General features: G+C 72.5%; 29 protein-coding genes and 2 pseudogenes. 11 read left to right on the forward strand and 20 right to left on the reverse strand.

What is annotated here, in order from left to right; genetic code table 11:
• Positions 1-19: 19 nt before the first annotated feature.
• The 5 genes from OG218_RS14550 to OG218_RS14570 all read right to left on the reverse strand — a co-directional run bounded on the left by OG218_RS14550 (position 20) and on the right by OG218_RS14570 (position 5,757).
• Complete coding sequence (locus OG218_RS14550) at positions 20-1,549, reverse strand: glucoamylase family protein (protein WP_328293943.1); 1,530 nt, start codon at positions 1,547-1,549, stop codon at positions 20-22.
• Between the two features lie 111 nt (positions 1,550-1,660).
• A complete protein-coding gene (locus tag OG218_RS14555; protein WP_328293944.1) occupies positions 1,661-3,067 on the reverse strand; it encodes an amidase in 1,407 nt (468 codons plus the stop codon).
• A 75-nt stretch (positions 3,068-3,142) separates the two neighbouring features.
• Positions 3,143-3,730: a TetR/AcrR family transcriptional regulator gene (locus tag OG218_RS14560; protein ID WP_328293945.1), complete on the reverse strand. Its 588-nt coding sequence runs from the start codon at positions 3,728-3,730 to the stop codon at positions 3,143-3,145.
• A 111-nt stretch (positions 3,731-3,841) separates the two neighbouring features.
• On the reverse strand, positions 3,842-5,179 hold the full coding sequence (locus tag OG218_RS14565) for an FAD-binding oxidoreductase (RefSeq protein ID WP_328293946.1): 1,338 nt from the start codon (positions 5,177-5,179) through the stop codon (positions 3,842-3,844).
• Positions 5,176-5,757 carry a TetR/AcrR family transcriptional regulator gene (locus tag OG218_RS14570; RefSeq protein WP_328293947.1) on the reverse strand — a complete coding sequence of 194 codons (582 nt, stop codon included), beginning with the start codon at positions 5,755-5,757 and terminating at the stop codon, positions 5,176-5,178. Before OG218_RS14570 ends, OG218_RS14565 begins: the two co-directional genes overlap by 4 nt.
• Before the next feature lie 56 nt (positions 5,758-5,813).
• On the opposite strand from OG218_RS14570, the gene OG218_RS26655 reads away from it, so the two are divergent.
• Entirely contained in the window at positions 5,814-6,176 is a 363-nt protein-coding gene (locus OG218_RS26655; protein ID WP_442906502.1) for a DUF4267 domain-containing protein, read from the forward strand.
• Positions 6,177-6,545: 369 nt separating this feature from the next.
• Here the strand turns inward: OG218_RS26655 and OG218_RS26660 are convergent.
• Together OG218_RS26660 and OG218_RS14580 are read right to left on the reverse strand one after the other, a co-directional pair.
• Positions 6,546-6,995, reverse strand: a pseudogene (locus OG218_RS26660) (class I SAM-dependent methyltransferase); the annotation flags it as partial.
• Positions 6,996-7,053: 58 nt separating this feature from the next.
• Positions 7,054-7,959, reverse strand: coding sequence for a DMT family transporter (locus tag OG218_RS14580; protein ID WP_328293949.1), 906 nt, complete (start codon positions 7,957-7,959; stop codon positions 7,054-7,056).
• Between the two features lie 63 nt (positions 7,960-8,022).
• Between OG218_RS14580 and OG218_RS14585 the strand changes: the two genes are divergently transcribed.
• Positions 8,023-8,577, forward strand: coding sequence for a TetR/AcrR family transcriptional regulator (locus tag OG218_RS14585; RefSeq protein WP_328293950.1), 555 nt, complete (start codon positions 8,023-8,025; stop codon positions 8,575-8,577).
• On the opposite strand, the gene OG218_RS14590 is transcribed toward OG218_RS14585, so the two are convergent.
• Positions 8,574-8,819 carry a hypothetical protein gene (locus tag OG218_RS14590; RefSeq protein ID WP_328293951.1) on the reverse strand — a complete coding sequence of 82 codons (246 nt, stop codon included), beginning with the start codon at positions 8,817-8,819 and terminating at the stop codon, positions 8,574-8,576. The two genes, OG218_RS14585 and OG218_RS14590, sit on opposite strands and share 4 nt — an antisense overlap.
• Before the next feature lie 134 nt (positions 8,820-8,953).
• Between OG218_RS14590 and OG218_RS14595 the strand changes: the two genes are divergently transcribed.
• On the forward strand, positions 8,954-9,259 hold the full coding sequence (locus tag OG218_RS14595; protein ID WP_328296244.1) for an antibiotic biosynthesis monooxygenase family protein: 306 nt from the start codon (positions 8,954-8,956) through the stop codon (positions 9,257-9,259).
• Here the strand turns inward: OG218_RS14595 and OG218_RS14600 are convergent.
• Positions 9,235-9,981 (reverse strand): hypothetical protein, encoded by a 747-nt coding sequence (locus OG218_RS14600; RefSeq protein ID WP_328293952.1) that lies wholly within the window; start codon positions 9,979-9,981, stop codon positions 9,235-9,237. The genes OG218_RS14595 and OG218_RS14600 overlap by 25 nt on opposite strands.
• 61 nt (positions 9,982-10,042) lie before the next feature.
• Here OG218_RS14600 and OG218_RS14605 point away from each other — a divergent pair, with 61 nt between their 5' ends.
• Positions 10,043-10,879, forward strand: coding sequence for a hypothetical protein (locus tag OG218_RS14605; protein ID WP_328293953.1), 837 nt, complete (start codon positions 10,043-10,045; stop codon positions 10,877-10,879).
• A gap of 1 nt (position 10,880) precedes the next feature.
• On the opposite strand, the gene OG218_RS14610 is transcribed toward OG218_RS14605, so the two are convergent.
• From OG218_RS14610 to OG218_RS14615, 3 genes and pseudogenes are all read right to left on the reverse strand, one after another.
• Positions 10,881-11,090, reverse strand: a complete 210-nt coding sequence (locus tag OG218_RS14610) for a hypothetical protein (protein WP_328293954.1) — start codon at positions 11,088-11,090, stop codon at positions 10,881-10,883.
• A pseudogene (locus OG218_RS26665) lies at positions 11,084-11,431 on the reverse strand (HAD family hydrolase); the annotation flags it as partial. The pseudogene OG218_RS26665 and the gene OG218_RS14610, both read right to left, overlap by 7 nt.
• Before the next feature lie 38 nt (positions 11,432-11,469).
• A complete protein-coding gene (locus OG218_RS14615) occupies positions 11,470-12,918 on the reverse strand; it encodes a glucose-6-phosphate dehydrogenase (RefSeq protein ID WP_328293955.1) in 1,449 nt (482 codons plus the stop codon).
• A gap of 56 nt (positions 12,919-12,974) precedes the next feature.
• On the opposite strand from OG218_RS14615, the gene OG218_RS14620 reads away from it, so the two are divergent.
• The 4 genes from OG218_RS14620 to OG218_RS14635 all read left to right on the forward strand — a co-directional run bounded on the left by OG218_RS14620 (position 12,975) and on the right by OG218_RS14635 (position 15,973).
• Positions 12,975-13,904 carry an aldo/keto reductase gene (locus OG218_RS14620; RefSeq protein WP_328293956.1) on the forward strand — a complete coding sequence of 310 codons (930 nt, stop codon included), beginning with the start codon at positions 12,975-12,977 and terminating at the stop codon, positions 13,902-13,904.
• A gap of 4 nt (positions 13,905-13,908) precedes the next feature.
• The gene (locus OG218_RS14625; RefSeq protein ID WP_328293957.1) at positions 13,909-14,817 is read left to right on the forward strand and encodes an alpha/beta hydrolase; all 909 of its coding nucleotides are present in this window, start codon (positions 13,909-13,911) and stop codon (positions 14,815-14,817) included.
• Between the two features lie 71 nt (positions 14,818-14,888).
• Entirely contained in the window at positions 14,889-15,287 is a 399-nt protein-coding gene (locus tag OG218_RS14630; protein WP_328293958.1) for a pyridoxamine 5'-phosphate oxidase family protein, read from the forward strand.
• Positions 15,288-15,367: 80 nt separating this feature from the next.
• Complete coding sequence (locus tag OG218_RS14635) at positions 15,368-15,973, forward strand: dihydrofolate reductase family protein (protein WP_328293959.1); 606 nt, start codon at positions 15,368-15,370, stop codon at positions 15,971-15,973.
• Between the two features lie 45 nt (positions 15,974-16,018).
• Here the strand turns inward: OG218_RS14635 and OG218_RS14640 are convergent, their stop codons facing one another.
• Positions 16,019-16,729: a TetR/AcrR family transcriptional regulator gene (locus OG218_RS14640; RefSeq protein WP_328293960.1), complete on the reverse strand. Its 711-nt coding sequence runs from the start codon at positions 16,727-16,729 to the stop codon at positions 16,019-16,021.
• Positions 16,730-16,813: 84 nt separating this feature from the next.
• On the opposite strand from OG218_RS14640, the gene OG218_RS14645 reads away from it, so the two are divergent.
• The gene (locus OG218_RS14645) at positions 16,814-17,671 is read left to right on the forward strand and encodes an NmrA family NAD(P)-binding protein (RefSeq protein ID WP_328293961.1); all 858 of its coding nucleotides are present in this window, start codon (positions 16,814-16,816) and stop codon (positions 17,669-17,671) included.
• A gap of 2 nt (positions 17,672-17,673) precedes the next feature.
• Here OG218_RS14645 and OG218_RS14650 read toward each other — a convergent pair whose 3' ends face one another.
• Positions 17,674-18,381 (reverse strand): SDR family oxidoreductase, encoded by a 708-nt coding sequence (locus tag OG218_RS14650; protein WP_328293962.1) that lies wholly within the window; start codon positions 18,379-18,381, stop codon positions 17,674-17,676.
• 55 nt (positions 18,382-18,436) lie between these two features.
• Here OG218_RS14650 and OG218_RS14655 point away from each other — a divergent pair, with 55 nt between their 5' ends.
• Positions 18,437-18,817, forward strand: coding sequence for a MerR family transcriptional regulator (locus OG218_RS14655; protein WP_328293963.1), 381 nt, complete (start codon positions 18,437-18,439; stop codon positions 18,815-18,817).
• Positions 18,814-19,026 carry a hypothetical protein gene (locus tag OG218_RS14660; protein WP_328293964.1) on the forward strand — a complete coding sequence of 71 codons (213 nt, stop codon included), beginning with the start codon at positions 18,814-18,816 and terminating at the stop codon, positions 19,024-19,026. Before OG218_RS14655 ends, OG218_RS14660 begins: the two co-directional genes overlap by 4 nt.
• Here OG218_RS14660 and OG218_RS14665 read toward each other — a convergent pair.
• The 6 genes from OG218_RS14665 to OG218_RS14690 form a co-directional block, all read right to left on the reverse strand.
• Complete coding sequence (locus OG218_RS14665) at positions 18,977-20,722, reverse strand: SpoIIE family protein phosphatase (protein ID WP_328293965.1); 1,746 nt, start codon at positions 20,720-20,722, stop codon at positions 18,977-18,979. The genes OG218_RS14660 and OG218_RS14665 overlap by 50 nt on opposite strands.
• 72 nt (positions 20,723-20,794) lie before the next feature.
• Positions 20,795-21,733 carry an adenosine deaminase gene (gene add / locus OG218_RS14670; protein ID WP_328293966.1) on the reverse strand — a complete coding sequence of 313 codons (939 nt, stop codon included), beginning with the start codon at positions 21,731-21,733 and terminating at the stop codon, positions 20,795-20,797.
• 23 nt (positions 21,734-21,756) lie between these two features.
• On the reverse strand, positions 21,757-22,128 hold the full coding sequence (locus OG218_RS14675) for an RNA-binding S4 domain-containing protein (protein WP_328293967.1): 372 nt from the start codon (positions 22,126-22,128) through the stop codon (positions 21,757-21,759).
• The gene (gene pgm, locus OG218_RS14680; protein ID WP_328293968.1) at positions 22,125-23,774 is read right to left on the reverse strand and encodes a phosphoglucomutase (alpha-D-glucose-1,6-bisphosphate-dependent); all 1,650 of its coding nucleotides are present in this window, start codon (positions 23,772-23,774) and stop codon (positions 22,125-22,127) included. The genes OG218_RS14675 and pgm overlap by 4 nt, the downstream gene beginning before the upstream one ends.
• Before the next feature lie 114 nt (positions 23,775-23,888).
• Positions 23,889-24,788 carry a diguanylate cyclase domain-containing protein gene (locus tag OG218_RS14685; RefSeq protein ID WP_328293969.1) on the reverse strand — a complete coding sequence of 300 codons (900 nt, stop codon included), beginning with the start codon at positions 24,786-24,788 and terminating at the stop codon, positions 23,889-23,891.
• A 146-nt stretch (positions 24,789-24,934) separates the two neighbouring features.
• Complete coding sequence (locus tag OG218_RS14690; RefSeq protein ID WP_442906503.1) at positions 24,935-25,588, reverse strand: YoaK family protein; 654 nt, start codon at positions 25,586-25,588, stop codon at positions 24,935-24,937.
• Positions 25,589-25,641 lie beyond the last annotated feature (53 nt).

The raw sequence follows: 25,641 nt of genomic DNA on the forward strand, positions 1-25,641 counted from the left end.
GCGTCGTCCGTCCCGCGGTTCACGCCGCCGCTCGGCTCGCGAAGACCTCCTGCCGCATGAGGGGTTTCAGCGTTCGGGCGAAGGCGCCCTCGCTCACGTACTTCCGCAGGGAGTCACCGGCGAGGGCGTTCCCGAGCGAGGCCATGACCATCCCCTGGTCCAGGGCGAGGTGGCGGCGGGACACCCGCCCGCTGCGGACGGCGACGGCGTCCAGGAAACCCCCGTCGGCCCAGCAGTCGAAGTCCGCCTCGAGGTTGGCGAGGTTGCGCAACGCCGCGTCCGGGGCGTAGCGCAGCGCGAGGAACGAGGCGTGCGGCGTGACGACGCCGTCGCCGTACCCGGTGGGGACCGCACCGCCCGCGCGGCACCCCGCGAACGCCTGGTCCACGGTGGCGCGTTCCTCGTCGGAGGTGTAGCCGGGGCCGTCCAGGCCGAGTTGGTCGACGCCGTACTCGCGGTACCCGCCGGCCGGGTCGTTCGAGGGGGAGAAACCCCAGTACCCGTACTTCGCCTCGTCCAGGCCGTGCTCGATCTGACCCTGGACGTAGAGCGGGTGGTTCACCCCCCAGGAGCGCCTGCCCCACTTCTCCTCGGGGACGAACAACGGCACCATGAGGGCCTCGAACATCGAGCCGCCCCAGGTCGGGACGATGAGCTTCCCGCGGTAGGGGAGCGCGCCCTCGAAGACGCGCTGACCCTCGTGCTCGGCCCAGAACCCCTCGGGTCGCGTCTCGGTCCAGTCGTAGTCGCAGTTCTCGTTCGAGAACGTCCGCTGGGTCCCGAAGTAGTGCGCGGCCGGGATCTGACCCGCGGCGATGCCGAGGTAGGAGGCCATCCGGGGTTCGGTGTTGAAGGCCCCGTAGTGGTGGCCGGTGTACCAGACGGGTTTCCCGCCGCGGTAGTTCCCCACGACGGCCGCGTCCTCATGGGGGTCCTCGTCCCAGAATCCCCCGCGCAACTGCCCGCCGGGGCCGTTCTCGGCGGCGTCGTGGTAGAACCCGAAGTCCATCGGCGTCTGCAGCGCGTCGGCGGCCCGGGCGAGACGGGGTTCGGCCCGCGCGGTGAGGAGCAGGGCCATCGCGAGCCAGCCGTTGTCGACCGTGGACAGGAAGGGTTTCACGACGTCACCGCTGGCCTGCCACGTCGTGAGGACCTCGCCCGTCGTCGGGGAGTACCAGTTGTAGAACTGCCCGCTCTGCTCGTGCCGGTCCAGTCGGCGCAAGGTGTCGAGGGTCTGCGCGAGCCGTCGGCACGCCTCGCCCCGGTCGATGATCCCGGTGTCGCGGGCGGCGACGGTGCTCCAGAGGTAGGCGCCGATGTTCGTCGGCGAGGTCTGGGCCCCGCGGGAGGCGGGCGACAGGTCGTCGGCGATGTCGTCGGCGGCCAGGCCGGTCGCCGGGTCGACCATGGCGGCCATCGACCGCCAGGTCGCGGCGGCGTAGCGGCGCAGCACCCGCCGCGACCCCCCACCGGCCTGGGCGGACTGCGCGGTGGCGGCACCGAGGAGGGGGGTCGCGAGGGCGGCGGTGAGCAGGGATCGGCGGTGCATCGGGAACTCCAGACGAGTCGGCGGTGACGGTCAGGATGTATGCGCTTACGCCACACCCTCCCGCTCCTCGCGGGTTCCGTCAACCCGGTGGTCCCGGGTCCCGGGTCTCGCTCAGAGGTCGGGGTGGGAGTCCCTGACCGGGCTCACCCCTTCCAGGAGCCCGGCGACGTGCAGGACGGTCGACTCGGCGTACCGGTTGGCGGCGATCTGCACCCCGATCGGGAGGCCGTCGGAACTGGTGCCGAACCGCATCGACAGGGCGGGCATGCCGGTGATGTTGAACTGCACGGTGAACGTCTGGACGTGCGTGGCGTCGACGGTCTGCCCGTCGATGACGAACTCCGTCGCGCCGTGCTCGTGGGCCGGGATCGGCAGCACCGGCAGCAGCAGCGCGTCGAACGTCGAGAAGAACTCGGCGTAGCCGTCGCGGATCCTCTCGAAGCCCTGCTCCGCCGCGACGTAGTCCGACGTCGAGGTGTCCGGGGTGGCCAGCATGCCCGTCGACATGGTGAACATCTCGTCCTCGTGACCGGCGGTGGCCTCGGCCATGGCCGGTTTGAGTTCCACGACGTGCTGGAGGTTGAACAGGGCGAGCGGGTTGTCCTGCAGCAGGGCCGGGATCGTGACCTCGTGCACCTCGATCCCCTGGTCCGCGAGGGCCTGCGCTGCAGCGCGGACGGTGGCCGCGACCTCGGGGTCGACGGGGCCGAGCCCGGAGTCGGTGTACCAGCCCACCCGCAGGGGCCGCGTCGGAGCGTCGCCGACGCCGGTGTCGTGGCCGGCGGGTACGACGGAGGCGCCGTCGTGGCCGTCGGGTCCGTTCAGGACGCCGTAGGCCAGGGCGAGGTCGCGGACGGTGCGGGCCATGGGGCCGACGTGCCAGTCGCGTCGCGGTGCGCGGGGCCAGACCCCCGTCATCGGGACGCGCCCGTGGGTGGGCTTGAGCGCGACGATGCCCGTCTGCGCCGCCGGGCCCCGGACGGAGATCGCGAGGTCGGTGCCGAGGCCGATCGGGCTCATCCCCGCCGCGATCGCGGCGGACTCGCCGCCGCTGGAACCCCCGGCGGTGCGCTCGAGGTTCCATGGGTTGTTCGTCCGCCCGGTCAGCAGGTTGTCGCTCTCGGTGGAGTAGGAGAACTCCGGGAGGTTCGTCTTGGCGAGCAGGATCCCGCCGGCGGCCTTCATGCGGGCGACGCTCGTGGCGTCCTGCTCCGGGGTGCGCCCGCGGAAGATCGGCGACCCGCGCTGGGTCAGGACCCCCGCGGTGTCGAGGGAGTCCTTCACGGTGAACGGAACCCCGTGCAGCGGCCCGACGGGTTCGCCCGCGGCCAGGGCGTCGTCCGCGGCCTGCGCTTCGGCGAGGGCGGCGTCGTTGAGGGAGACGATGGCGTTGATCGAGGGGTTCACGGCGGCGATGCGGTCCAGGTGCGCCTGGACGACCTCGACCGAGGTCACCTCTCCGTTCCGGATCAGGGCCGCGAGTCCGGTGGCGTCGGTGTGCAGCAGGTCGGTGTTCATGGTTCTCCTCGAATTAGTAGACCGGTCGTCTAGCCGGACCGACAGTAAGGGTGACGAGTGGTCGGGTGGGGTCGATCAGAGGTGGAGCAGGGCGCGCGTGTTCGTCATGGCCCGGTCCAGGGCGTCCGGGCGGCGCTGGATCTTCGCCATCACGCTGGCCCCGACCCAGAGGTCGTAGAGGGTGGCGGCCAGGGTCGGGGCGTCGAGGTCCGCCGACAGGGTGCCGTCGGCGACGCCACCCTCGATGAGTCTCTCGATGCGCGCGACGAGGCCGGTGGTGCCGACGTCGAGCTGGACGCGCATCGTCTCGGACAGGTCGGAGACCTCCGCGGCGAGCTTCACGACCAGGCACTTGCCCTGGTAGTCGTCGAAGCTCTGGAGGTCGTAGAACCGCTGCCAGTACTCCATGACGCGGTCGGCGCCGTTCCGGGAGGTGTCGTGGAGCAGGGTGTCCATGGTGGACAGGTAGTCGGTGAAGTAGCTCTTCATGAGCGCCTCACCGAACGCGTCCTTGGACGGGAAGTAGTGGTAGAACGACCCCTTCGGAACCCCCGCGCCCGTGAGGATCTCCGTCAGACCGACTGCGGCGTAACCTTTGTGGGCCATGCAGTCCTGAGCGGTGTCCAGGATGAGCTGGCGGGTGTCGACCTCCGTGGCGGGCATGGCCCGACTCTAGTCGCCAATAGACCGGTCGTCTAGCCTCTGTCCAGGACCGCCTCGCGTCCCGACTCCCACCGCGCGATCCCGTCGGTGCTCGATCGTCAGGTGTGGCGTTCATCCGAGCAGGCGTGAGCGACGGATCCGGCCGGCCGGGTCGACGGCGTCGGCGATGGCCGCGGCGCGTCGGCGGGTCCCGGTCGGCAACGCGCCGGGAACGCCGGCGGCGCCGTCGATCCAGGAACCAGGGGTGTACCCGGTGTCGACCGGGCGCCACACGTCCTGCGCGGCAGCGAAACCGTCCTGGATCTGCGCGTGGGTGGAGCGGTCGAGGGTTCCGACGGCGTGGTAGATGAAGTCTCCGGGTGGGCTGACGAGGGCACCGCTGCGGCGGGTGGGGGCGCCGGCGGTGTGGCGGATCTCCAGCAGGACCAGAGGGGAGTCCGGACCGGCGGCGGTGGACAGCAGTGCTGCGGCGACGTCGGGAGTCGAGGCGCCCAGCCAGCGCGCGTCGCCGACGGCCGGGGTCGCGACCGGCGGGTCGAGGTGGATGCTCGCCAGTCGTGCCGCGTCGCTGGGACCCCAGGTGTCCGAGACGGGGGTGGCGGCGCTGCGCATGGCGTGGAGCAGGGGGCCGGCGGCGCCTGGTCCGTCGGGGTCGGCGATGGCGAGGTGGACGGCGACCCGGCCGTGCAACGCGGGCGGGAACAGCGGCAGCGGGGGCACGTGCAGGACGGAGATGCTGTGCGAGACGCTGCCGGACAGCGTGTCGACGATCCCCGACCACGCGGCGAGGAGGTCGGGCAGGGCCTCGACGTGCCACAGTAGCGCCCCGGCGTGCAGGTCGGGGGCGGGGAAGAGGTCGAACTCCAGGGTGTGGGCGATGCCGACCCCACCGGCGCCGCGGAAGGCCCACAGGGCGTCGCGGTCGATCTGTGCGGGGGCGTCGTCGGTGGCGGTGCGGAGGCGGCCGTCGCCGTCGACGTAGTGGACGGCGCGCAGGGATCCGCTGGCCAGGCCGTCGCGGCGGACCAGCCAGCCGATGCCGCCGCCGAAGGTGTACCCGCAGACGGAGACGGTGGGGGCGGAGCCGGCGAGCCCGAGCAGGCCGTGGCGTTCGGCCGCGGCGTTGATCGCCGACCAGGTCGCGCCGGCCCCGACGGTGGCGGTCCGTGCGGCGGGGTCGATGACCACGTCGGTCAGTCGTGAGGTGTCGAGGAGGACGTCGGTGTCCCCGACGGGAGCGCCGGCACCGTGGCCGGTGGCCTGCGGCACGACTTGCAGTGCCGCCCCGGTGGACTGCGCGAGTGCGTTGACCTCCGCGACTGCGCGGGTGAGGTCGTCAGCCCCGGTGATGGTCGCGACCCAGCCGGGTCTCTGCGGGGTGACCGAGTTGCTCGGGTGGATCGCCGCGGCGTGGTCGGGGGAGTCGACGCCGGCGAGGGGGCTGTTCACGAGGGGTTCTCCTGGGAGGTCGACGGCTGGGTGAGCACGCGGTGGGCGAGGTCGAGTCGGGCCTGGGCCTGCCCGGGCATCAGCCGTCCGGCAGCGTCGAGGGTGGCCAGGCCGTGCAGCAGGGACCAGACGACCTCGGTCCGGATGTCGTCGTCGGTCCCGTCGTCGGTCCCGTCGCCGGTGGTGGGGAAGGCGGCGCCCAGGGCGGCGAAGGCGCGCCGCGGTTCTGGACGGTCCCCGACGGCGAAGGTCAGTCCCGAGGGCAGCGAGAACATCGCCTCGTACACCTGCGGCCGCGTGGCGGCGAAGTCGAGGTAGGCGCTCATCCGCGCCCGCGGGGAGGCCTCCACCGCCTCCATCGCCGCGGCCAGTTCGTCGAAGCCGTCCAACGCCACCGCGTCGACGAGCGCCTGGCGGTTGGTGAACGCGGAGTAGAGGACGGGTTGGGTGACGCCGAGCTCGCCGGCGAGACGGCGCATCGTGACCGCGCCCCAGCCTTCGGACTCGGCGACGGTGCGGGCGGTGCGGGTGATGAGTTCGCGGCGGGAGGCGAGATCCGGGGCTGGACGAGGAGGCACGAGATCATGCTAGCGTCGTTATCTATCAGCGCAAGACTTCAGAGAAACGGCCGGTCATGCACCTCACCGCACTCGTCATCGCCCTCCTCGCCTGTGTCGCCATCGCCGTCGTCGGAGCTCGCTTCCTCCTCGTGCCGCAGCGCGCGACGCTCGACTACGGGGCACGCGTCGACGACCTCCGCGCCCTGACCGCCATCAAGGGCGTCCGCGACATCACCTCCGGGGTGGTGCTGCTGGTCGTCTGGGCGGCCGGCGGTTCCACCGTGCTCGGATGGGGCCTGGTGGCCGCGGCCGTCACCCCGCTCGCGGACGCCGCCGTCGTGCTCACCCGCGGCGGCAAGCCCGCCACCGCCTTCGGCGTCCACGGCGCCACGGCGGCCCTGCTCGTCGCGGCGGGTCTCGTCCTCGCGCTGGGATGAGGCGCTGCCGGTGTCACCTCGCAGGACCTGACGGCGCGCCACCAGCGAGAACATCAACGGGCACTCGGGGGCGCCCGGGGGCAGTTCCCACCCCCGCGTCGTCGAGACCATCGAGGGGAGCGCCTTCCACGGCATGGCGCGGTGCTCGTGGAACGCCTCGATGCGCAGCCCGGCCGCGAGAACGGCCCCGAGGACCTCGCCCAGGTCGTGCGGCCACTGGTAGGTGACGGTGTTGCGCATCCGGGTGTCGCTGGCGTACGTCACGCCGTCGTCGAACCTCCGCGGTTCACCGGCCGCGAAGTACGGTTCGCCGAGCACCAGGAGGTCGTCGGAGCGGTCGTGCTGCAGGGCGCTCAGCACCGGGTGGGCGTCGTGCACGAGGAACACCCCGCCCGGGCGCAGGAGCCGGGCGACGGCGCGGGCCCAGCTCCCGAGGTCCTCCAGCCAGGTGAGCACGCCGACGGAGGTGAGGACCACGTCGAACTCGCGGCCCAGGACGTCGGGTGCGTCCTCGTTGCGGCACTGCACGAACGTCGCCGGCGCACCCGCCCGCTCGGCCAGCCTGCCCGCCGCCTCGATCGCGGCCCCGGACAGGTCGGTGCCGACGACGCGCGCCCCGCGGCGGGCCAGGCTGATGGTGTCGGTGCCGATGTGGCACTGCAGGTGCACCACGTCCAGACCGGCGACGGTGCCACCGGGCAGGTGCGGCGCGAGGACCCGGGTCTCCACCTCGACACCCACGGCGCTGCGGTCGTCGGCGAACGCCTCGGCCCCGTAGGCCACGAGGTGGTCGGGGACACGTTCGTCCCAGTTGCGCATGTTCGTGCTGACGGCGTCCGCGGGCACGGTTCCCCCTCCTCCGAGGCGTTCATGATCGTCACGGTCGGCCCGACCGGGCAACCTGTTTCCGGCGGCGCGCCCCTCCGCCCTCGGCGGTGACGAGCCAGGTGGCGAGGAGGGCCAGCGTCAGGCCCACGATCGTCACCGCGCTGACGGGTTCGCCGAACCAGAGCGCGCCCCAGGCCGTGGTCACCGGCGGGACGAGGAACAACAGGCTGTTCACGGTCGTGATCCCGACCCGTTGCAGCAGCAGCCAGTACAGGCCGTATCCGCCGAAGGTGGGGAAGGCGACCAGCCACGCGGTGGCCACCCAGAACGCGGGTTCGGGGGGCGGGACGGCCGTTCCGCGGACCAGGGCGATCAGGCTGAACACGACGGCGGACGTCGTGCAGTGGATCGTCAGGTTGCGCCACGGGGCCGGCGGGCCCGGGCTGCGACGTTCGAGGAACGTGGCCGCGACCAGGCACGCCATCCCGGCGAAGGGCACGACGTAGGCCCACGGTGCCGCGTGCGTCCCCGGGGCGCCGGCATCGGCCCAGGTGACGGCGCCGACGGCCACCAGTCCGAGCAGCAACCCGGCCCGCTGGCGACCGCGCAACGCCACCCCCAGCAGTGGCCCGGCGAGGGCGGCGACGACGAGGGGCTGGGTCCCGTCGACGAGGGCCGTCGTGCCGGTGCTCACGCCCAGGTCGATCGCCCAGTAGACGGTGAGCAGGTACCCCGACTGCGACAGCAGGCCGATCACGCTCTGCCGCAGCAGTTCTGCCCGGCCCGGTCGGGTCCGGTCCCGGCGCAGCGCGGTGACGAGGAGGAGGACCCCCGCGAGCGGCAGGAATCGCCAGGCCAGCACCGTCGACACGGCGTAGGCCTGGGCGCCGAGCTTCGCGCCGACGAACCCCGAGGACCAGCAGACGACGAAGAGAGCCGCGAGTCCGGTGGTCACGGCGACTCGAGGTATACCGATCGGTATAGTCATGGTCCCGAGAGTAACCCGATCGGTATAGTGATGCGCGTGGAGAACGCCATCGACTGGACCCCCAAGGCGCGCGCCGTGCTCGACGCCGCCTCGGACCTCTTCTACGCCCACGGCATCCACGCGGTCGGGGTCGAGGCGATCGCCGAACGGGCGGGGGTCACCAAGAAGACGCTCTACGACCGCTTCGGCAGCAAGGAACGACTCGTCGTCGAGTACCTCACCGCCCGCGACCGGCGGTGGCGCACGCTGCTCGCCGAGCACCTCGAGTCGGCCGGTCCCGCCCCTGCGGAACAGGTCGACGCGGTCTTCGCCGCGTCGCAGGCGTGGTCCGCGACCGACGGGCCCAAGGGCTGCGCCATGATCAACGCGCACGCCGAGATCAACGACCCCTCGCACCCGGCCTACGCGGTCATCGTGGAGCAGAAGCGGTGGATGCTGCAGCAGTTCCGGGCCGCCGTGGGCGAGGAGGACCTCGCCCGGGAACTGTTCCTGCTCCACGAGGGCGCGCTCGTGACCCACGGCGTCGGCATCCTCGACGACGTCTTCGAGCGCGCCCGGACGGCGGCCGCGGCCCTGCTCGGTTAGGCGCGACCCCGACGTTTCCGGCGGTGTTCCACGAAGGCCTGGAGGTTCTCCCGGTAGTGGTCGGCGACGGCCTGGGCCGAGGCCTCGTTGCGGTACCCGTCGTCCACGCGGATGGTCACGTAGACCTCCCACGCGCCGTCGCTGCGCCGACCCAGGCGCACTTCGGTCCACTCGTCGTCGAGGTGGGGCAGCAGCATGAGTTCGGGGAAGTTCGCGGGGTTCGCCAGCAGGTCGTCCTCCATCGGCCCAGCCTGGACCCACGAGCCGCGCCGGGCCCGCAGCGACACGTCAGGCCGACCCGTCAGACGTGGTGCAGCGGCTCCTCGATCGGATCCCTCGTCGACACCCCGGCGTGGACGGAACCCCGTGCGCCAGGATGGGGCCGGTGATCCTCGAACAGGCCGTCCTCAGCGTCGTCCCCGGTCGGTCCGCCGAGTTCGAGGAGGCGTTCGCCCGGGCCAAGCTGATCATCTCCGCCGTCCCCGGGTTCCAGGGGCTGACCCTGTCCTCCTGCGTGGAGCGCCCCGACACCTACCTGTTGCTGGTGCGCTGGGACACCCTGGAGGACCACACCGAGGGTTTCCGCGGCTCGGCCGGGTACCAGGAGTGGCGATCCCTGCTCCACCACTTCTACGACCCGTTCCCGCTCGTCGAGCACTACCGCGAGGTCGCCTCCGCCTGACCGTCGAGCCCGCCCGCACGGCCCAACCAGGTCCGGGTGAGTTCCTGCCACTGGGCCGCGTAGGCCGCCGCTGCCTCGGGGACGTCGAGCAGGGGCAGGGCCGCGCGCGCCACGTCGGAGAACTCGACGGCCCCGGCCGCACGGGTCCGAGGTTCGAGGACGACGACGTCGCCCGGTCCACGCCCGGCCACCGTGGTGTCCGAGGCCACCGCCGCGAGCCCGTGGGCGAGGAGCGCGTAGCGCGGGGTCGTCGCGAGCAGGGTCAGCGCCGTCTGGTGGCAGCGTGCGACGTGGGTCGGGGACGACACCAGGGTGAGGTGTCGCGCTCCGAGCGACAGGGCGGTCTCGAACCCGGCGGCCACCTCGGTCCGGGTCGTGGCGCTGGTGCGTTCGCACCGGCTGCGCTCGTGCAGCAGTTCCCCGACCCGTGCGATCGCGGCGGACGGGAGGACCCGGCGGGCGAGGTCCTCGAGCTCGTGGCGGCGGGAGCGGGCGAACTCCAGCGTGTACTCGGACTCGAGCAGGCCGTCCCGCGCCGCGGCGCCGGTGCCGAAGAGCAGGACGGGGTCGGGGTGCCCGAGGGCGAGCAGGACGGCCCGCGGGACGCGGCCGAGACGGTCCTCCGCGGGTCGGCCCCAGACGACCTCCTCCCACTGCAGCGCGTCGACGTGGTAGCCGTGGACGAGGACCACCGACGTGGCGTCCGGGGGGTTCGGTCTCACCGCCGCAGTCTCTCGCGGGGCTCGGTGCTCGACCGCGCACGGGGATCGGCAGACTGCAGGGGTGGACGAGCGGATGCGGGTGGTGCTGGCGGGCGCGGACGTCGACGCCGTCGTGGACCTCGGCTGCGACCTCGCCGACGCCGGACGGCAGGAGGACGCGCTGGTCTGCTTCGAGCGGGCGGTGGAACTCGGTGGCGACTGGGTCTGGGGCAACGTCGGCAACACGCTCCTGGAACTGGACCGGCCGCTCGAGGCGGCGGAGGCGTACCGCCGGGCGGCCGCGGCGGGGGAGACCGACGCGTGGGTCCACCTCGGCCACCTGCTGGAGTCGCTGGGCGACCTCGACGGCGCGGCGGGTGCCTTCGCGGCCGCGGGCGAGAGCGGTCTGCCCGAGGGTTTCGTCGAGCTCGCCCACCTGCGGCACGACCGCGGCGACCTCCCGGGCGCCGACGCCGCGCTGACCCGCGCGGGGGAGGACCCGCAGGCGTTCGCGCTGCGCGCCTGCTGGGAGTGGGAGGCCACGCTGGACCCACAGCTCGAACCGCGGCTGCGCGCCGGAGCCGCGGTCTCCGGCGCGGCGCGCGCGGCCCTCGCCGCGCTGCTGCTGCTGACCCGCCGGGCCGGGCAGGCCCAGCAGCAACTGGAACTCGGCGCGAAGCTCGGCCAGCGCGAGTGCTGGCTCCCGCTGGGCAACCTGCTCGCGGAGAGCGACATCGATGCCGCGGAAGCCGCCTACACCGCGGGGATCGCGGCCGGGGACGCGTACTGCCACCACAACCTCGCGTTGCTGCTGCTCGAACGGGGCAACCGGCAGCGTGCCGAGTTCCACCTCGCCGCCGGCGCCGCGGCGGGGGACGACCTGGCCCGTCGCGCGCTGCGCGACCTCCCCCGGGACTGAGTCAGCGCAGGACCTCGACGTCGCCGAGTTCCGCGCGGACACGGACCTCGTCACCGGCGCGGGGTCGCACGAGGTGGGCGTGCTGCGCCTGGCGCAGCAGCGGCAGGTCACGGGCGTCGTCGGTGTAGGCGTGCGCCACCGGCAACCGGATCCCCGCCCGTCGCCGAGGCCGAGTTCCCGGCAGACCGCCCGGGCGAGGGGTTGCGCGCACGCCGTGGCGACGACGACCTCGTCGCCGGCCCGCACGTGGAGCACCAGCCGCTCGAGTGCGACCTCGATCCGTCCCCGGCGGACGTGGTCCGCGGCGAACTCCTCGAAGGCGCGCTGCAGAGCGGAAGGGCTGCGGCCGAGAGTGATCGAGGTGATGAGCAGGAGTTCCGCCCGAGCCCGACCACCGCGGCGCAGCCGCGCGGAACCCCAGAGCGGGGCGGTCAGGGCGAGGGCGAGGACGCGCAACGGGTTGCGCCGCGACGACCGCGTCAGGAAACCTCCGAACGCGTCGCCCGCGACCAGCGTGCCGTCGAGGTCGAAGACGACGATCGCCCCGCCCACCGGGGTGGTGGACGGGGCGACGTGGGAACGACGGTCGGTCAGGAGCGCGACTGCCCGCGCTCGGTCAGCCAGCCGAACGGTGCAGCGATCTCCTCGGCGGCCTCCGGACCCCAGGAACCGGGTTCGTAGGGCAGCAGTTCGGGACGCTCGGCGAGCAGCGGGCAGGCCACCCGCCACGCGTCCCGCAGGCCGGCCGACGTCGTGAACAACGCGCGGTCGCCGATGAGGACGTCGCGCAGCAGCGCGGCGTACGGCGGCAGCGGTTCGGCGTTCGGCAGGGCCGCGAGGTCCAGGTACAGCTTGCCCGGCACCAGGTCGTCGGAGACGCCGGGACGACGAGCGGTGACGCCGGCCTCGACGGACCCGTTGCCGCTCAGGATGAACGTCAGCGTCTCGGGCACCGCGTCGTCGTCGTGCTGCGGGCTGTTCAGCGGGCGCTTGAACACCAGGGTCACGTGCTGGTGGCTCTCGGCGAGCTTCTTGCCCGTGCGCAGGACGAAGGGAACGCCTTCCCAGCGGGGGGTGTCGACCCACACCTTGGCCGCGACGAACGTGTCCGTCGTGGAACCCTCGCGGACGTCCTTGATCTCCTGGTACCCGGTGCCCTGGCCGAGGACGACCTCGGTCGGGTCCAGCGGGCGGAACTTCGCCAGCACGTTCTCGCGGGCCTGGGCCAGCGCGTCGGAGGTCCAGTCGCTCGGCGGGTCGAGCGCGACCTCGGCCGCGACCTGCAGGAGGTGGGTGACGAGCATGTCCAGGGTGGCGCCGGTCTCGTCGTAGAACGTGGCGCGGTCGTCTACCCCGAGGACCTCGGGGACGTCGATCTGGACCTGCGCGACGTGCTCGTTGCTCCACAGCTGCTCGATCATGCGGTTGGCGAACCGCAGGACGTGCAGCTGCTGGGTCGCCTCCTTGCCGAGGAAGTGGTCGATGCGGAAGACCTGCTGCTCGTCGAAGACCGACTGGACCAGCTGGTCGAGTTCCTCGAACGACTCCGGGGAGGTGCCGTACGGCTTCTCGTAGACGACGCGGGAACCCTCGGCCAGGCCGTGCGCGGCGATCGCCTCGGTGTAGCCCTGGAAGGTCGAGGGCGGCAGGGCCAGGTAGTGGACTACCTGCGCGTCGTCACCAACCTCCTGCTTGGCCGCGGCGATCGCGTCCAGCAGCTCGCCCGGGTCGTCGGCCGTGAAACCGCCGCCGGCGAACCGCAGCCCCGGCATGATCGACTCGATGACGTCGTCGTCGACACCGTTCTTGCCGCGGGCGAACTCCTGCAGACCCTTGCGGACGTGGTCGCGGTAGGAGTCGTCCGGCTGGGCCTTGCGGCCGCTGCCGATCAGGACCCACTTCTCGGGGAGGAGGTCCGCGGCGGCGAGAGCCGCGAAGCCCGGCATGACGAGACGTTTGGCGAGGTCACCCGTGGCGCCGTAGACGACGAAGACGGTGGGGCCGGCGCTCGTGGTGGTGGCGCCCAGCGCGTTGCTCATGTCCGTCTCCAACTCGATGGGGGGTCAGATGATGCCCACGCCTACGCTACCTGGCTGTGGACACGTCTCCGTGGGTGCACCGTCTCGGCCTGGGCCTCGCCGCAGTGGGCCGCCCCGCCTACATCACGCTCGGCCGCGACGAGGACCTCGCCGCCGCGCGGTCCGTCGAGGAGCTGGAGGCCCGGTCGCACCAGCTGCTCGACCGGGCCTTCGACCTCGGTGTCCGCTACCTCGACGCCGCCCGCTCCTACGGCTACGCCGAGCGCTTCCTCGGCAGCTGGCTGGCCGCCCACCCCGGTCGCCGGGAGCAGCTCACCATCGGCTCGAAGTGGGGCTACGAGTACGTGGGGGAGTGGACGCTCGACGCCCCGCTGCACGAGCGCAAGGACCACAGCCCGGCCGTCCTCGACCGGCAGTGGCCCGAGACCCTCGAGGCCCTCGGCACCACCCCGGACGTCTACCTGGTGCACTCGGTGACCCCGGACAGCCCGGCGCTGGGCGACGACGAGCTGCTGGACCGGCTGCGTGCGCTCGCGGCGGGCGGGGTGCGGGTCGGGATCTCCACCAGCGGCCCGGAGCAGTTCTCGGTCGTGCAGCAGGCCCTGGCGGTCCCCGACAACCCCTTCAGCGCGGTGCAGTCGACGTGGAACCTCCTCGAGCGCTCGGTCGGGGCCGCGCTGGCGGAGGCGCACGACGCCGGGTGGCTCGTCGTGGTGAAGGAGGGCGTCGCCAACGGCCGGCTCACCGCCCACGGGGCGGAACCGGGTCTGGCGCAGATGGCCGCGCTCGACGGGCAGACCCTCGACGCCTTCGCGCTCGGTGCGGTGCTCGCCCAGCCCTTCGTCGACGTCGTCCTCAGCGGGGCGGTGACGTTGCCCCAGCTCGAGCAGAACCTCGCGGCGCGCCCCCCGGCGTCGGTGCCCGACGGTGTCGTCGAGGCGCCTGCGGCGTACTGGGCGACCCGGAGCGCGTTGTCCTGGGGATGACCTCGTGACCGCTCGAGCTGCCGAGGATCCCCGCCTCGCCGCGCTGGTCGCGGAGTCCCGCGACTTCTACGCCCGTCGGGCGCCCGGACGCGGTCCGAACGGTCCGGTCGAACTCGAACGGGCCCGCTCCGCGTCGACCCCACCGCCCGTGTCGCACCCCGCGCCGGCCGTGGAGGTGCTCGACGGGGTTCCCGTCCGGATCCACGTCCCGGCCGCTCGTGCGACGGGGGTCCTGCTGGAACTGCGCGGTGGTGGTTTCTTCCTGGGGTCGGCGGCGGCGAGCGACGTCCGCAACCGCGAACTCGTCGACGCCCTCGGGGTCGCGGTGGTCAGCGTCGACCACCGGCTCGCCCCGGAGGACCCCTGGCCCGCCGCCCCGGACGACTGCGAGACCGTGGCGCGCTGGCTCGTCCGCAACGCCGCGGACCGGTTCGGCACGGAGAGGTTCCTCCTCACGGGTTTCTCGGCGGGATCGACCCTGGCCGTCGTGACCATGGTGAGACTGCGGGACAGGGGTTTCGACCACATCGGCGGCGCGGTGCTGCAGTTCGGGACCTACGACCTCAGCGGCTCCACCCCCGCCGGACGCCTCATCGCGGACGAGTACTTCCTCGACGCCTACGCGGGTTCCCTGGCCGACCGGACGCACCCGGACTTCTCGCCCGTCTTCGCCGACCTGCGGGGCCTCCCGTCCGTCCTCCTGGTGGTGGGGGCCGACGACGTGCTGCTCGAGGACAACCTGGCGATGGCCGAGCGGTTCTCGGCCGCCGGGGTCGACGTCGACCTGCGCGTCTACCCCGCCTCGCCGCACGGTTTCACCGGGCACCCGACGTCGATGGCGCGCGCCGCGCTCGCCGACGTCGAGGACTGGCTCCAGGATCGCCTGGAACCCACCGCGGACCCCTTCCGCTGATCCCACGATGGACCCGTGCGGATCCGGCGGGTGGGAGCACCGGACGTGCGCCGACGTGGTCCACTGCCCCGGTGCCGCCACCGCTGAGCCCCGAGCTCGAGGACCGTCTGCTGACGGAACGCACCGTCTGGCTGACGACCCTGCGTCCCGACGGATCGCCCCACACGACTCCCGTCTGGTTCGTCCACGAGCCCGGCACCTGGTGGATCGGTAGCGGCGGGCGCAACGTCAAGGTGCGCAACCTGTCGCTCGACCCCCGGGTGTCGCTGGCCCTGCCGGACGGGGACCACCCGGTGGTCGCCGAGGGTGTCGCGCACGTGCACCGGGACGGCTTCCCGCGGCACGTCGTCCGGGGTTTCGCGGCCAAGTACGGCGGGTGGGACATCACCGTCCCGGTGCACCCCGGGGGCGCGCAGGTGCTCTTCGAGGTGCCCGTCACCCGCTGGCTCCTGACGGGTGCCGCGCAGTAGTCGCGCACGCGACCGATGAGTCCGCGGGCCCCTCCGGGTCCACCACGCGAGCGGACCGACGACGACACCGGGAGGACAACGTGGGCCAGATCCACCTCGAGCTGTTCGCGACCCTCGACCTCGTGGGCCAGGCCCCCGGCGGCCCCGACGAGGACCCGGTCGGGTTCGGGTTCGGGGGGTGGCAGGCGCCTCTGCTGGACGAGGTCAGCGGGGCGCAGGTCGGTGCCGCCTACGAGGGCACGGACGCCCTGCTGCTCGGCCGTCGGACGTACGAGATCTTCGCCGGCTACTGGCCGGACCAGACCGGGGGCGACATCGCGACCCTCTTCAACCGCGTCCCCAAGTACGTGGCCTCACGCGGTCGGCCCGACCTCTCCTGGGCCGGCTCGACGCTGCTGGGCCGCGACCTCGCGGCCTCCGTCCGCGAGATCCGCGACCGGCACGAGAACGTCAAGGTCGTGGGGAGCCTGAACCTCGTCCAGACGCTGCTGCGCGAGAAGCTCTTCGACGTCCTCGACCTCTGGATCCACCCGATCGTGCTGGGGGAGGGCAAGAAGGTCTTCGACGGCGGCGCGGTGCCGACCAACCTCACCCTGCTCGAACCGCCGTCGGCCGGGCCCCAGGGCGCGGTGCACCTGCGCTACGGCCTCGCCGACGGGGTGCCCGCGACCGGCGACATGGGGTAGGGCCGGGCCCGCTGCCCCGGGGAGGCGTGTCCCTGCCTGCGGCCGTCACCGCCGGGCGATCACCCGGTCGAGCCACTCGACGAGCAACCGGCGCTCGCCCTCGCTGAGCACGTCGAGTTCCGGCGCGAGCGCGCGGAACGCGACGGCGATCGAGGCGTCCTCCACGGGGTCGGTGGCGTCGGTGAGGATCTGACGCAGGACGGCCTCGAACATCGCATCGGCCAGACCGGGGTCGCGCCGTTCCGGCGGGGAGGCGAGCAGGGTGGTGATGGTGCCGACCCCGGCGGCCTGGAAGAGGTCGACGGCGAGGGTTTCGGCGACGCGGAGGCGGCCGCTGGCGGCGAGCCGGTGGACCCGGGCCGCGAGGACCTGGCGTCCGGATTCGGCTGCGGGGGAACGCACCACGCGGTCCGGATCGCTCAGGAGGCGGAACAGGGTCGGGTTCGTGACCCCGAACTCGATCTGGGAGTTCCAGCCGCGGCGCAGGTCCGCCAGCGGGTCGACCTCCTCGGCCGTCGCGGCGGCCGCGACGGCGGCCTTCGCGGTGACGTAGCCGGACATGACGTGCTCGGCGACGGCCTCGAGCAGCCCGTCCTTGTCCCCGAAGAGGCGGTAGATGGCGGGGGCCTGCAGTCCGGCGGCCTCGGCGACCCGACGGGTGGTCACGGCGGCGGGCCCCTGCTCGCGCAGGAGTCGGGCGGCGGCGTCCACGATCCTCGACCGGGTGTCGCTGCGGCGGTCGGTCGTCTCGGTCACGTTCCAACGGTAACGCACTCTTGCTATCGCCGAGATTCCATGGTTACTCTGATTCAGATACCAGCGATACCAGAGGAGTTCACCATGATCGTCGTCACCGGTGCGACCGGCGCCCTCAACGGCGTCACCGTCGACCACCTGCTCGAACGCGTCCCGGCGAGCGAGATCGCCGTCGTGGCGCGCGACCTCGCGAAGGCGCAGCGCTTCGCCGACCGCGGGATCGAGGTCCGCCGCGGCGACTACGCCGACCCGGCCTCGCTGCCCACCGCCTTCGCCGGGGCGGACCAGCTGCTGCTGGTCTCCTCCAGCGACCCGCGTGCCGATGCGGTCGCCCTGCACCGCAACGCCATCGGGGCCGCCGTGGCCGCCGGCGTCGGGCGGATCCTCTACACCAGCCACCAGGGGGCGGCCGCGGGAACCCCGTTCGGGCCGGGCCGTGACCACGCCGCCACCGAGGAACTGCTGGCCGGTTCCGGCCTGCCCTGGACCTCGTTGCGCAACGGGTTCTACGCGCACAGCCTGGGCTGGCTGAGCGGACCCTGGCGCGAGACCGGGCGGATCACCGTCCCGGCCGAGGGGCCCGTCTCCTGGACGGCGCGCGAGGACGCGGGGGAGGCGGCGGCGGTGGTCCTCACGTCCCCGACCCCGTTCGAGGGCCCGACGACCCTCACCGCGACCGCCGCCCCGACGTTCGCCGAGGTGGCCGAGACCGCCTCCGCGATCGCGGGACGCACGATCGAGCTCGAGGTCCTCGCGCCGGAGGCGTGGGTCGCCGCGCAGGTCGCCGCCGGCACCCAGGAGTTCATGGCCCGGTTCCTGCTGGGCATGTACCAGGCGGCCGAGCAGGGGTTCTTCGCCGGGACCGACCCGTTGCTCGCCGACCTGCTGGGCCGGGAACCGCAGACCGTCCGGGACGTGCTCGAACGGCCTGCGGTGCACTGAGGTCAGGCCGTGAGGAACTGGCGGTAGAACTCGGCCGGGTCCTTGGCGAGGGAGGCCTTGATCATCTCGCTCCAGTCGTCGACGAGGATCTCGATCTTCCCCGCCACGATGCCGTCGAGGGTCGCGCGGGCCGCGTCGGCCGGGTCGATCTTGGGAACGTCGTAGCCCTTGGTCATGTCCGTCTCGGCCGACCCCAGGTGGACGGAGGTGACCAGGGTTCCCTGGCCGTGGAGTTCCAGGCGCAGGGCGTTGCTCATGTTCCAGTTCGCCGCCTTGGACACGGCGTAGGCGCCGGTGCCCGGGTAGGCGAACCAGGACAGCGCCGAGGAGACGTTCGCGATGGCCCCGCCGCCGTTGCGGGCCAGGACCGGGGCGAAGGCGCGGACCATGGACAGGGTCCCCCAGAAGTTGACGTCCAGTTCGGCGCGGACGCCGTCGAGGTCGGCGTCGAGGAGGTTCGCACCGGTGGAGATCCCGGCGTTGTTCACGAGGAGGTTCACGTCGCCCGCCTCGCGGGCCGCGGCCGCGACGGCCTCGGGGTCGGTGATGTCGAGCGCGATCGCCCGGGCGCCGGGCAGGTCGATCGAGGCGGGGTTGCGGGCGGCGGCGTAGACCGTCGCGCCCCGCTCGAGGAGCTGGCCGGCGAAGTGGCGCCCGATGCCGCGGTTGGCGCCGGTGACGAGTGCCGTGGTGGTGCTGTCGATGTCCATGTCGGCTACGCTAAAACCTGACGTTGACGTGAGAGGCAAGTCGTGAGGGGCATTCGTGCGCATCGGTGAGGTCGCGAAGGAGGCGGGGGTGAGTGTCCGCGCCCTGCGCTACTACGAGGAGCAGGGGTTGCTGACCTCCGACCGCGCTCCGAGCGGACAACGGCACTACCCGGTCTCGGCCGTGGAACGGGTGAGGTTCATCCAGAACCTCTACACGGCGGGGCTGGGCAGCAAGGCGGTCCTGCGGATCCTGCCGTGCATGGAGCACGGGGTCCTCACCGACGAGATGCAGGACCGGCTGCTCGCCGAACGTGAACGCATCCAGACCCAGCTCGAGGAGCTGACCGCGACCCGGGACAAGCTCGACGAGGTCATCCGCCTCGGGGAGGCCTACCGCCGCGACCCGGCCGCACAGGGCTGCGAGCGCGCGTCGTGAGCGCCCCCGACGAGCAGCTCGCCCGGTTGCGCAAGGAGGCGAAGGCCAAGGGCTGGACCCTGGAGGCCCCCACCTCGCGGCATCCCGGGTACCTGCTGACCAGCGGGAGACCCGGGGACAAGGACGCCCGGATCGCCTTCGGGGCGGCGGGTCCGGTGCTCACCGTCGCCGAGGTCGAGCAGTGGCTCCGGGAACTGCCACGGACCTGAGGTCGACGTCGTGCTGCTGGGGGGCCAGGACCTGCACGCCGAGGAGCACGACGTCGTCCTCGGCGTAGCCCTCGACCATCCTCAGCAGCTCGTCGCAGATCTGCTCCAGGTTGTGGTGGGGCATCCCGGACACGGTGCGCCGCAACCACTCCAGCCCGTCCTCGATGCTGGCGTCGCGACGTTCCACGAGTCCGTCGGTGAACAGCAGGACGCCCGCCCCGAGGGGCAGGACCAGTCGGTGGTCGCTGCGTCCGGTCTCCGGGTCGAGTCCCAGCAGGAGTTCCGGTTCCGGCTGCAACAGGGTCGCCGAACCGTCCGGCGAGCGCAGCAGCGGCGGCGGGGCGCCGGCGTTGCTCCAGCGCATCGTGCGTTCCCCCTCGCCCGGCCCCTCCTGCAGCGTGAGCAGGACGGAGGTGGCGAGGCCACCCACGTCGAGGTCCGCCAGGGCGTGGTCGAGGCGGGTCAGGACGGTCGCCGGCCCCGCCGTGCTGCAGTAGGCGATGCCGCGCAACAGGTTCCGGACCTGACCCATCACCGCGGCGGACTCCTCGTCGTGCCCGCTGACGTCCCCGACGACCAGCGTCGTGCGGCCGTCGGCGGTCCGGAAGCTGTCGTACCAGTCGCCGCCGATCTGGGCGCGCTGCGCGGCCGGTCGGTAGCGAGCGACGACGAGGACGTCCTCGGGCTGGCGCGGTTCGGTCAACAGGCTGCGCTGCAACGCCTCGGACATGCTGACCGCGTCCGCGGCGACGGCCTGCTCGGTCTCGCGGGCTCGGAGCCGGGCGACGGCCTGGCCGTACTGGACCGCGATCGTCTCCACGAGGTCCACGTCCACGTCGGGGATCGCCCGGGTCTCCGGCCAGCAGAAGGCCAGTGCGCCGAGCGGACCGTCGCCGGCGCTCAGCGGGACGACGACGCACTCGGGCTCGATCGAGCGCAGGCCGGTCCCGAGGGCGGTGGCGAGGTGGGAGCCCTGGTCCCGGGACAGTGCGCCCCGGGTGGTCACCCGCCGCTCCGCCGTGGTCGTGACCTGCCAGAGGTCGAGGGGCCCGGCGGGATCGCCGAGCGGGACCAGGGCGATCTCGACGCTGGTCGCGCCCACGGCTTCCAGTCCCAGACCGGCCACCACCTCGATCAGCACCTCCTGGTGCTGAGCCTGGGCGAGGCGCAGCGCCGCGCCGCCGAGGGCACTGACCCGTTGCGCCGCCGAACGTTCCGCCGCTCTCGCCGATTCGACCTCACGGAGGCGGACGAAGAGTTCGGCCTCCACGTCGCGGGTGTGCGAACGGTCCCGCACGTAGTCGGTGACGTCCTCGATGCGCTGCATGACGTGGTCCGTGCTCCCGTCCGCGCCCGGCAGCGGTGCGCAGACCAACGACCACCATCGCTGGACGAGCTCCCCGGTGGTGGGGTCGCCGACGTCGTAGGTGAACAGCGGCAACGATTCCGTGCTGCCCTCGTCGCGGGTGCGCAGGAAGGCGGCCTCCAGTGGGTTCCCACCGTCCTCGGACAGGGACCCCGCCGTGGGCGGGAACGCGTCGAAGACGTGGCGCCCGACCAGCTGGTCCCGGTCGCGCCCGAGGAGTCGGCAGTAGGCCTGGTTCGCCTCGACGATGACCAGTTCCCGGTCCATGACGAGGAACGCCGCCGGCAACCCGTCGAACAGCGCGGCGAAGTCGCGCACGGCGTCGGCCATTTCCCCACCCTCCGTCATCTAGACATCACTCTTAGCATGCGGCGGGAGGGTGCGGAAGCAGAACGCTGAAGATCACGTCCAGCTGGCGGTCAGGCTGTTGCGCGCGAGCTGCGTCAGTTCGGCCTCGCTGAACCCGGCGTCGTCGCGCAGGCGTCGGTAGTTGTCCGCGACGTGGCCGCCGAAGTAGGTCGGGTCGTCGGAGTTGACCGTCACCAGGGCTCCCGCGTCGAAGAGTTCCCGGATCGGGTGCGACGCCAGGTCGGGGACGACCTTGAGCCGGAGGTTCGACACCGGGCACATCGTCAGCGGTACCTGGTCCCGAACCACCCGGTCCACCAGGGTGGGGTCGCTCGCGATCGCCACCCCGTGGTCGATCCGGTCCACGCGGCAGAGGTCGAGGGCCTCCCAGACGTAGGAGGCCGGCCCCTCCTCGCCCGCGTGGCAGGTCGTCCAGAAACCCCGTTCCCGGGCGGCGTCGAAGTACCGGAGGAACTTCGACGGCGGGTTGCCGAGTTCGGAGGAACCCAGGCCGAACCCCACGATGCGGTCGGCCCAGGGCATCACGGCCTCCAGCATCGCCAGCGCGTCGTCCTCCGAACGGTGGCGTTGCGCACTCGCGACGAGCGCGGCGTCGATACCGGTCTCCTCGTGGGCGCGGGCGAAGCCGTCGAAGAGCCCCTCGAGCTGGTCCTCGAGCGGGACACCGTTGGCCAGGAACGTCTGCGGACCGAAGAAGACCTCGGCCCGGGTGACCCCGTCGGCCGCCGCCCGGCGCAGGTAGGTGGTGGCCAGGTCGGCGAAGTCGTCGCGACGGCGCAGCACCCGGCACCCCTGGAAGAACACGTCGAGGAAGGACTGGAGGCTGGAGAACTCGTACGCCGCGTCGACGTCCTCGACGTTCGTGTACGGCACGTCGACGTCGTTCTCCCGGGCCATCCGCAACAGCTCGGAGGCCTCCAGTGTCCCCTCGAGGTGGACGTGCAGTTCGGCCTTGTCGAGTTCCTCGATCACGTCCCGACCCTACCGAGGCGGGTTCAGTCCTGCGGGGGTTCTCCGCGGAGGCGTTCCATCTCGCGACGGTCGCGCTTGGTCGGACGTCCGGCCCCGCGGTCACGGGTGCCGAACGCGCCGAAGAACTCGTCCTTCGGGGGCGGTGGTGGGGAGTTGTCGACGTAGGCGGCCTGCGCGATCGGGGCGCCCACCCGCTTCTCGAGCAGCTGCACCACCTCGAAGACCTTCTCGTACCCCTCGACCCGCACGCGCACCTCGTCGCCGACGTGCACGCTGGTCGAGGGTTTCGCGCGTTCGTCGTTGACGCGCACGTGTCCCGCCTTCACGGCGGCGGACGCGAGCGAGCGGCTCTTGTAGAGCCGCACCGCCCACGTCCACTGGTCGATGCGGGTCAACTCGCGAGAACTCCGTCGACGAGTTCCTGCGCCTCGGCCTGCACCCGGGCGAGGTGCTCGGCGCCCTGGAAGGACTCGGCGTAGATCTTGTAGACGTCCTCGGTGCCCGACGGGCGGGCGGCGAACCACGCGGTCTCGGTGACGACCTTGAGGCCACCGATCGCCGCCCCGTTGCCGGGCGCCTCGGTGAGCTTCGCGACGATCCTCTCGCCCGCGAGTTCGGTCGCGCTGACCTGGTCCGCGGAGAGCTTCGACAGCGTCGCCTTCTGCTCCCGGGTGGCGGCGGCGTCGGAACGCTTGTACTCCGGCGCCCCGAACTGCGCGGTCAGGTCGGCGTAGTGCTGGCTGGGGGTCCTCCCCGTCACAGCGGTCATCTCGGAGGCGAGCAGGGCCAGCAGGATGCCGTCCTTGTCGGTGCTCCAGACCGAACCGTCCTTGCGCAGGAACGACGCGCCCGCGCTCTCCTCGCCGCCGAAGCCGACGGAGGCGTCCAGCAGGCCCGGGACGAACCACTTGAACCCGACGGGGACCTCGAGCAGCGTGCGACCGAGGGACTCCGCCACGCGGTCGATCATCGAGCTCGACACCAGCGTCTTGCCGATGGCGGCGCTCTGCGGCCAGCCCTTCCGGTTGCCGAACAGGTACTGGATCGCGACGGCGAGGTAGTGGTTGGGGTTCATCAGCCCGTCGGGGGTGACGATGCCGTGGCGGTCGGAGTCGGCGTCGTTGCCGGTGGCGATCTGGAACTGGTCGCGCTTGGCGATGAGCGAGGCCATCGCGGACGGCGAGGAGCAGTCCATCCGGATCTTCTCGTCCCAGTCCAGCGTCATGAACCGCCAGGTCGGGTCCACCAGCGGGTTCACGACCGTCAGGTCGAGCCGGTGACGGTCCGCGATGGCCTGCCAGAACTCGACGCTCGCCCCGCCGAGCGGGTCGGCGCCGATGCGGATCCCCGCGTCGCGGATCGCGTCGATGTCCAGGACGTTCGGGAGGTCGTCGACGTAGGTGCCGATGAAGTCGTACCCCTGCGCGGCGGCGCGAGCCTTCGCGAACGGGACCCGCTGCACGCCCTCGAGGCCGGCCTCGAGGTAGGCGTTGGCCTTCCTGGCGATCCAGCCGGTCGCGTCGGTGTCGGCGGGGCCGCCGTTCGGCGGGTTGTACTTGAAACCACCGTCGCGGGGCGGGTTGTGCGAGGGGGTGACGACGATCCCGTCGGCCAGGCCGCTACCGGTCGTGCGGATCGAGGAGCCGTCGCGGTTCGCGCGCAGGATCGCGTGCGAGACCGCCGGCGTCGGGGTCCAGGAGTCACGGTCGTCGACGAGCACGGTGACGTCGTTGGCGACGAGGACCTCGAGGGCGGAGACCCACGCCGGTTCCGACAGCGCGTGGGTGTCGCGACCGATGAACAGCGGACCGTCGAAGCCCTGCTCACGGCGGTAGTCCACGATCGCCTGCGTGGTGGCGAGGATGTGGTTCTCGTTGAACGCCGCGTCGAGGCTGGACCCGCGGTGGCCCGAGGTGCCGAACGCGACGCGCTGCCCGACGTCGGAGGGGTCCGGCTGGGTCGCGTAGTAGGCCGTGACGACGTGCGAGACGTCGATGAGGTCCGAGGGTTCTGCGAGCTGTCCTGCGCGCGATGTCGTCATGGCTTCCTCGTCACTCCTGCGGTTCCGGTGACACCGCGCTCTGCGGTCGAGACCGATGATGCTGCACCCGTGCCCGCCGTCCCGCCACCGCCCTGGCGTGGCGACCCGGGACGCTCAGGCCGGGAGGCCGTCCGTCCCGCGGGCCCGGGGCAGCTTCGCGGCGTACATGCGCCGGTCCGCCTCGGCGAGGGCGTCGGCGGCCGACCAGGTCCCGTCGCACACGAGGACACCGGTGCTCGCCCCCCACGCGACGACGTCCGAGGGTCGCTGCGCCCGGGCGAGAGCCTCCGCGTAGCGGGCCACGCACCCCTCGGCGTCGGCGGCCTCGTCGAGCTCGGCGCAGACGACGAACTCGTCCCCGGCCAGTCGTGCGACGGTGTCACCGCTGCGCGAACCGCTGAGCAGGTGCTGCGCGACGCGGTGCAGGACCTCGTCCCCGGCGGCGTGCCCCAGCCGGTCGTTGACGGCCTTGAACCCGTCGAGGTCGACGAAGGCCAGCAGCACGTACCCACCCCGGCGGGCCGCACCGCTCAGCGCCTGCTCGAGGCGGTCCATGAACAGCAGCCGGTTGGGCAGGCCGGTGAGGCCGTCGTGGGTGGCCACGTGGGCCAGGTGCTGCTCACGGCGGACGCGCTCGGTGACGTCGCAGGCCGTCACGACCACCGCGACCCCCTCGGGGAGCTCGATCGTGGTCTCCACCGACTCGATGCGGACCTCCTCGCCGCCGGGACGCAGGAGGGTGACCTCCGCCGACCCGGACAGCGCCCGCCCGCTCAGCAGGCGGGCGGTGCGGGCCTGGACCAGCTGGGCGGAGGCCGGGTGGACCAGGTGCGACATCCACAGGCCCACCGCCTGCCCCGGGCCCGTCCCGAGCATCTCCTCGGCGCAGCGGTTGGCGTAGACGATCCGGTCGTCGAGGTGGATCCACACCCCCATCGGCACCTGCTGGACCAGCTCCTCGAACGGCACGGTGACCCGTGGTCGCGACGGCACGCTGACGCGTCCGCTGTCCATCGGGTCTCCTTCCGTCCCCGCGCGTCACCGGCGGGTGCAGGGGACGGGTGGAGCAATGAGGTGACGCTACGTGATGCCTTCCTGGACGGAAAGTGGTTGAGTACCGCATCACCCGTTCGCAGCCCCACTCGCGGGAGCGCCTGTCCTCAGGGGGTCTCGCGCGCCTTGAGGTGGCCGAGGAGGGCGGCGAGCAGGGCGATGACCGCGGCGAGGGCCAGGCCCGCGCCGATGTGCCAGCGCAGCAGGGCCGCGCCGACCGCGGCCCCGGCCAGGATGAGGACGACCGCGCCGATCCGTCGCCGCCACCCTTCGCCCGTGCCCCCCGCGAGCCGGGAGTCGGCCGCGAGGCCGGTGAGCGTGGAGGTCACGACGACCGTGGTCACGTCCTTGACCGCGAGGCGGCGGGCGGCGGCGCCCTGACCACCCATGACCACCCCGAGCGTGCCGGTGACGGCCAGGGCGGCGGGCGGTGCGGTGGTGCCGGCCTCGACGGGGACGCCCTGCAGTCCGGTGACCACGGCGGCCAGCACGCCGAGTCCGACCCCGACGAGTCCGAAGACCACCGAGGAGGCGGTCGTCCAGCCCGTCGGCGCCTTCCGCAGCACCCGGCCGACGACGGTCGCGCCCACGAGGAACCCGAGCAGCGCGATGATCGGGCCGACGATCGGGAGGTCCTCCGCGCCCGTGAGGGCCATGCCGAGGATCACGACGTTGCCGGTCATGTTCGCCGTGAACACGCGGTCGAGGCCGAGGTAGCCGACGGCGTCGACGATGCCGGTCGAGAACGTCAGGACCAGCATGAGCGCCAGGTGCCACTTCTTCGCCACGAAACTCCCCGTTCCTCCAGGTGAGT

The organism is Kineococcus sp. NBC_00420, assembly GCF_036021035.1.
In the GTDB taxonomy this organism is placed as follows: Bacteria; Actinomycetota; Actinomycetes; order Actinomycetales; family Kineococcaceae; genus Kineococcus.